Origin of the sequence: Mesorhizobium sp. M0296 (assembly GCF_040321675.1) — a bacterium.
In the GTDB taxonomy this organism is placed as follows: Bacteria; Pseudomonadota; Alphaproteobacteria; order Rhizobiales; family Rhizobiaceae; genus Mesorhizobium.
In genome coordinates this window covers 1-6,356 of the sequence record NZ_JAMYRZ010000087.1, presented here as the reverse complement: position 1 = coordinate 6,356, position 6,356 = coordinate 1, and the positions used below count along the sequence as shown (strand labels likewise).

The 6,356-nt window shown below is 61.7% G+C and carries 5 protein-coding genes and 2 pseudogenes; 2 read left to right on the top strand and 5 right to left on the bottom strand.

Translation table 11 applies throughout. The features are described 5' to 3' along the window. Positions 1-63 precede the first annotated feature (63 nt). From NKI97_RS35145 to NKI97_RS35135, 3 genes and pseudogenes are all read right to left on the bottom strand, one after another. Positions 64-822: an SDR family NAD(P)-dependent oxidoreductase gene (locus NKI97_RS35145; protein ID WP_352838577.1), complete on the bottom strand. Its 759-nt coding sequence runs from the start codon at positions 820-822 to the stop codon at positions 64-66. 35 nt (positions 823-857) lie between these two features. Next, a pseudogene (locus tag NKI97_RS35140) lies at positions 858-1,541 on the bottom strand (amidohydrolase family protein); the annotation flags it as partial. Positions 1,542-1,627: 86 nt separating this feature from the next. Beyond that, positions 1,628-2,095, bottom strand: a complete 468-nt coding sequence (locus tag NKI97_RS35135) for an ATP-binding cassette domain-containing protein (RefSeq protein ID WP_352457358.1) — start codon at positions 2,093-2,095, stop codon at positions 1,628-1,630. 122 nt (positions 2,096-2,217) lie between these two features. Between NKI97_RS35135 and NKI97_RS35130 the strand changes: the two genes are divergently transcribed. Continuing rightward, positions 2,218-3,189: a LysR substrate-binding domain-containing protein gene (locus NKI97_RS35130; protein ID WP_352457357.1), complete on the top strand. Its 972-nt coding sequence runs from the start codon at positions 2,218-2,220 to the stop codon at positions 3,187-3,189. A 202-nt stretch (positions 3,190-3,391) separates the two neighbouring features. Here the strand turns inward: NKI97_RS35130 and NKI97_RS35125 are convergent. Next, a pseudogene (locus NKI97_RS35125) lies at positions 3,392-4,373 on the bottom strand (IS5 family transposase). Positions 4,374-4,385: 12 nt separating this feature from the next. On the opposite strand from NKI97_RS35125, the gene NKI97_RS35660 reads away from it, so the two are divergent. Beyond that, positions 4,386-4,955, top strand: a complete 570-nt coding sequence (locus NKI97_RS35660) for a hypothetical protein (RefSeq protein WP_502899472.1) — start codon at positions 4,386-4,388, stop codon at positions 4,953-4,955. A gap of 622 nt (positions 4,956-5,577) precedes the next feature. Here NKI97_RS35660 and NKI97_RS35115 read toward each other — a convergent pair. Next, a partial coding sequence (locus tag NKI97_RS35115; protein WP_352838576.1) for a site-specific integrase occupies positions 5,578-6,356 on the bottom strand: 779 nt, incomplete at its 5' end.

Here is a 6,356-nt window from a genome sequence, read left to right as displayed (position 1 = left end):
CCTCCACTCCAGCCAGCATCTTGAATCACAAAACCGACTGATCCGGAATCCCCTTCGATTCCGTCAAATCAGGAACCGCTCTAGCATCCCACCGTTGACATCGATCACGGCGCCGGTGATGTAGCTGGCCAGATCGGAAGCCAGGAAGAGATAGGCGCCGGCTACGTCGCGCGCCTCGCCCAGCCGGCTGAGCGGGATTCCCTTGATGATGTCGGCGCGCATGGCGTTGGTCAGTTTGCCGCCGGTGATGTCGGTCTGGATCAGGCCCGGTGTGATGCAGTTGACGCGGATGCCTTCGGGACCGAATTCGCGCGCCATGGCCTTGGCAAGCCCCAGAACACCCGCCTTGGCAGCCGAATAGTGCGGGCCACCGAAGATGCCGCCGCCGCGCTGGGCCGAAACTGACGACATGCAGATGATCGAGCCGCCGCCATTTTCGCGCATGTTCGGGATGAATGCCTGGCTGAGATGGAGCACGCCGCGTAGGTTGACATCGAGGATGCGGTCCCAGTCAGCCGCGCTGATCTCCAGCGTCTTGACCGGCTGCGTGACGCCCGCATTGTTGCAGAGCACATCGATCCTGCCCAAGGTTTCTGTCACTTGCGCCGCCGCCCTCTTGCAGGCGTCGAGGTCCGCGACGTTGCACGCAAGGCCAATATGGTCGCGTCCAAGCGACGCAGCGGCGTCACGCGCTTGCCCGTCATCGAGGTCGAGTATTGCAACGCGAGCCCCGTGCTGTACCATCAGCGCTGCCGTGGAGCGGCCAATTCCCCGGGGGCCCGCGGCCCCCGAAATCACCACGGCCTTGCCCTTCAGCAACAAGTCGAACTCTCCTGCTATTTCTGTTTGCCGGTGATCTAAAGTCGGTAGAACCGGGCGGCGTTGTCATGGAACAGCGCGAGCCGCTCCTCGTGCGGGTGGGCGATCGTAATTTCCTTGAAGGCGTTCAAAATGGCGTCGAAGCTCGAGAACAGCTTGTCGACGGGGAAGTTCGTCGCGAACATCGAGCGGCCGACGCCGAAGGCTGCGATCGCCTCCTCGACATAAGGACGGATCGAGAACGTGGTCCAAGTCCAGTCGCCCATGCCGAGGCCCGAGATCCAGGCGACGTTCGGCGCTTGCGCTAACTGGTGCATGCCTTTTTCCAGGCGCCAAAATGCTCGGCGCCGTCGACCTGCATGCCGGTGTGATTGAGAATGATCTGCACGTCGGGAAAGTCGCGCGCCAGTTCGAGGAACTCGCTCATCTGCGGATAGTAGAGCTGCGGGTCGAAGCTCAGCCCGCGCTTCGCCAGCTCCCGGAAGCCGCGCCGCCATTCGGGCGTACGACTGACCTCCGGCCGCGCCAGATAGGTCTTGGCGGGGTCGGGATGATAATTCATCGGCTGCCGCATGCCGCGGAAGTTCGGATATTCCATGTGGCGGTCGAGGAGGTCGCCGACGTGTGGTTGGGACAGGTCGGCATAGCCGACGATGTGCAAAGCCTCGCTTGTTGGCGATCTCCTGCAGCCAGCGCGTTTCCCCAACCGGATCGCCGGGATCGAGAAGCAGCACTTCGGCTCCGGTGGAAAGGGCACGAGCGATCTGGACGATCTGGCCTTCGTGGAGGGACAATTTGCGTGCCGGCATTATCGATGATCGCTTCGCCGATCGCTGGGTCGATCAGCTGGAGCGCTCCGAGCGCAGTTTCGCGCGTGCGGCGACGGCTGATCTGCCACCAGCCCGACCTCGCATGCACAATGCCGATGTTTTCCGCGACCGGACAGCTCGGGCAACAGCGCCAGCTCCTGATGCACCACCGCGATGATCGGGCTGTTGTGGTCGGCCTTCGACGAGGCGAAGCCAATCTCGCCGGCTTCGCGTGAGGTCAGCCCTGTGACGATGCGGATGAGAGTGCTTTTGCCGGCGCCGTTGCCGCCCAGGAGCGCGTGGATTTCGTCGGCCCGGACCTGAAAACTCACACCCCGCAGGACTCGGGTTGCGTCATAACTCTTCTCGATATTGGCAGCTTCGATCAGGGGCTTCCTGGTCAATACCTGTCCAACTCCCGGCACGTTGCCGGCGCTACCCAAGCTTTGGGTTGAACTCGGCTCCATCCTGTATCTCCTTCCGGGACCACTGTGCGACCGATTGACATTCGGCTCAATTTTCGTTTCTTAACATTCTGTGTAGCTGAGCTTAACTGACGAGGACGAGGTCAGACATCAAGTTCAATTCGATGACGCATTTCGAGGCAGTCGCGCGGCTCGGCGGCGTGGCAAAGGCCGCTCAGGAATTGCAGGTGACACCTTCGGCGGTTAGCCAGCAGCTGCGGCTGCTCGAACACCAACTCGGGGTGCGGCTTTTTCAGCGCGAAAAGCGCCATCTCTCGCTCACGATCGACGGTGAGCGGCTCTTCCAGACCACGACCCAGGCTTTCGAATCCATACGCGAGGTGCGTAATGCCATTGTGCGGCAGCGCGAAAGCTTCCAGCTTAGCCTGCGCGTCAGTCCTTCCTTCGGCGAGAAATGGCTGGCGCCGCGGTTGGCCGAGTTCAGCAAGGGCTATCCGAGCTGGAATTTGCGCGTCGACGCCACGCCCAATTTCTCGGATTTCGAAACGGAGGTCATCGATCTCGATCTTCGTTATGGCGACGGCGGCTGGGCCGGCCTTTATTCGGATTGCGTCGTCAACGATCTGATCCTGCCGATGTGCTCGCCTTCCTATCTTGCCGAACTGCGCGCGATCTCACCGGATCCGCGGGAGCAGCTTCGCCATGCGCGGTTGATCGACAGTGTGAAGGCCTATTTCCGGTGGGATTATTGGCTGCCGTGCAACGGTATCCAGGGCGCCCGCATGACGTATCCCTATCGTTTCGACCGTTCGTCAATGTCAGTTCAACTGGCGAAGGACGGTGCAGGTGTGGTCCTGGAAAGCACATCCATCGCATTCGAGGACCTGGTGTCGGGTTCTCTGGTTCCGGTCTCGATAGAGTTCGAGGTCATCGAGTTTCCGGGATACTGGCTGGTCTGTCCTTCGCGGCATATGAACCGGCGCGCGGTTCGCCTGTTTTCGGACTGGGTGTCACGCGTGGGTAAGCGCGACACCGATCTGGCTCGCCGGTTTCTGGCGGATAAGCAACTGCGCATATCGTTCGAACGACGGCCTCATTTCGGGGCACGGGATGACAAAGCGGCGCCAATGGCGTGAACAGTTCGGCGTTCAAGACATGGCAAGACGAAGATTGACAGCACGTTGCGGTTGAGGAGCTGGCAAAACCCAGGCTGTGTGCAAGCGAATGGGTTGGCCCCGCTTTTCATTTTCCGCGTAGCCTGTGCCTGTGGCTGCCCGCGCCACAAGGCATTGGTGCAAAATGTGGCATTAGGCACAATCAGCTCTTTGATGCCGCCTGCTATGTCGGCCTTGCCGGGCAGCGAACGGACTCCGGGCGTGCGCACGCCGTCATGCGGTTGAGAACGGCGCAGCCGATGGCGACCTCGGTCTGCTGAGCCGAAAAGGAGCGGGCTCGCAGGCGACGTCCGATCAGCCCCTTGTAGCGCCCGACGGCGGTCTCGATCAGGGCGCGCTTGCCATAGCCGGTGGACGCCTGCCAATTCAGCCTTCCATCATTGGCGATCGCCGTGATGTGACCGTCCCTTTGACCGGGTGGTCCGGTGTCATCACTCTCCACGGCCGTTGAACGTGGCGGGATGACTATCCTTGCGGGGACGCTGTGTTGCAGCACCGCGCAGTAGGTGGGACCGCCATCATATGCTCCGTCGGCCGTGAATTGGTCGATCTCTGCGTCGATCCGGTCGAGCAGCGGCTTCACCTGCGTGGGATCGTCGCCGTCCTGGTCGGTCAGACAATGGGCGATGATCTCGCCGCTGTCGGCATTGAGAACCAAATGCAGCTTGCGCCAGGTCCGGCGTGATCTGGCACCGTGCTTGTCTTCCAGCCATTGGCCGGCGCCGTAGACTTTCATCCGGTGCTATCGATCAGCACATGCAGCGGACCGTCCTCGGATGCCGCTGCCGCTTGGCCGATGGTTCCCATATCTGCGCCCGGCGGCTTAGCGTCGTGTGATCGGGAACCGGTAGATCAAGCCCCATCAGATCGAGCAGCGAGGTCGCCAATCCCTCGCTCTGGCGCAGACGAAGCCCGAAGACGCATCCCAGTGTCAAGACCGCCTCGATGGCGAGATCGGAATAGCGGGGCTGGCCGCCGCGGGTCGTTCTTCGCGGCGCATGCCACCTGGCCAAGGCTTCTTCTGTCAACCACAGCGTCAGACTGCCGCGCCGCCGAAGGCCCGCCTCGTATTCCGGCCAGTTTGTCACCTTGAATTTCATCTTCGCGACTCGGTGACGGCGGCTGGCATTGTGTTTGTAGGGTATCGGGCGAAGATCATGTCGTTGGCGATCTCGCCTGCCTATCGGCAAACCCTTGAAAAATGTTCCACGCACCAACGCCTCGACAAACACCTTTCTTCATACATTTCCCGAACGACCCCCAGCGCAAAGCCTCCCCATGAGAAAAGAGCATCCCATGTCTTTCACGCCATTGATTGCCCCGAGATCAAGGCCCGCTACCGGGATTTTCATCTGATCAGCATTGTGGTGCGGAACGCTGGAATCGACGTGCCGGATGCACAGGCGTTGAACGACACGATTGCGGCGGCGGAACAGGCGGCGCTTCGCGATGACGCCCAAAGGGACGCGCATCTTGCGGCGTGGGCCGTTGCCTACGAGGCTTTCGGCACAAAGGCCAATCGAACGCCGTGCTCGGCCGCCGCGCTTCTCAAGCGGGTGCGGAAAGATGGCTCTCTCCGCGGATTTCCCCACTGGTTGATGCCTACAATGCCGTCAGCGTGTTGTATGGCCTTCCGATTGGCGGGGAAGATCTCGATCTCTACCAGGGGTCCCGAGACTTTTAATTGCGAAGGGAGCGGAGCCATTCGACACGATCGAGCAAGGTGAAATGGTAACCGAGCATCCCGAACCGGGCGAAGTCATCTGGTGCGAGGTGTCACGTGCCGCCGCTGGAACTGGCGGCAGGGGCGGCGCACCATGGGTCACGGTCGATACCCGCGCCATGTGGCTCGTGCTGGAAGCCCTCGGCCCAATGTCAGCTATACAGATGACGGGCACCGGAGAGCATTTGATGGGACTTATCCAAGCGTTGTGCCCGGGTGCGCGAATCGAAACCGCGCGGATCAACGAGTCCACTACATCTCGTGTCCCTTAGGGCATGGCCCCACCTTCCGGAAAAACACCCCACTCAGCCCTGTCCGGATCTGGCGCTCCTTGCTCGCTCCGCTGGCCTACACAGTTGATTGCGAACGACCCAGAACGGCTCTCGAAAACGAGCGTCGAACGAAATCAGATCACTGCTTGTTCTCCCTTAGCGTTGTTTGGCGTACTTTTATCGCGATGCCCTCTTGTGGGCCGTGCCATAACGCAGTTGATGATCATGCCTGACTACGAAGCGTCGGCCGCCGATAGTCTGGATACAGCGCTCGCTGTGCTGGATGAGGTATGTTATCGCCTGAGATCTGACCGCCTCATCCCAGCGGACAAAACGGGGCAGGGAGGGGGCTTTTCAGAGCCCGGACGCCTTGGTGAGATTGACGCGGAAACGATCGCGCCGGCGCTGATACTTTCGCGTCATCTCGGCCGAGGCGTGACCGAGCTGCTTTTGCACATAGCGCTCGTCGACCTCGGCCGAGGACGCGAGGCCGGCGCGCAGCGAATGGCCAGCAAACTTTTGACCGCGTTCGCCCTCCGACAGATCGCCACGCACGCCGGCTGCGAGCGCCGTGCGCTTGACCAGCCGCGCAACTTCCTGGTCGTTAAGCCGATCGGCGCCGACTCTTTTGCCTTGCCCTATTACCCTTCGGAACAAAGGGCCATGGCCGATCCGCGCCAGCTTCAGCCAGGTTTGCAGCGCGACCACCGGGCAGGTGGCGTCGGAGGAGCCGCGGCCGACCTCGACCTCGCGCCAGCCGGTTTTGCCGCGCAGGGTCACCAGCACGCCCTTGTCAGGAAAAAACTCAATCCAGCCAGAAGAATCCTCGGTCTGGTCGCGACCAACGTCGAGGCCGACGATTTCCGAGCGCCGCAGCCCGCCGGCGAAACCCAGAAGCAGCATGGCGCGGTCGCGCAGCCCGCGCAGCGTGCCGCGGTCGAGGGTTTCCAGCATGGCGATCAGATCCTCAGGCAGGATCGCTTCCTTCTGCCGGGGAGGGGAGGCGTGGGTGTTGCGAACGCCAGCCATCACCGTGGCGATATGCCGGTCCTTGCGGTCCAGCGGCTGGCCGCGCTGGGCAAAATTCCAGGAGAGCGACGAAAGCCGGCGCTCGATGGTTGAAACGGTGTTGG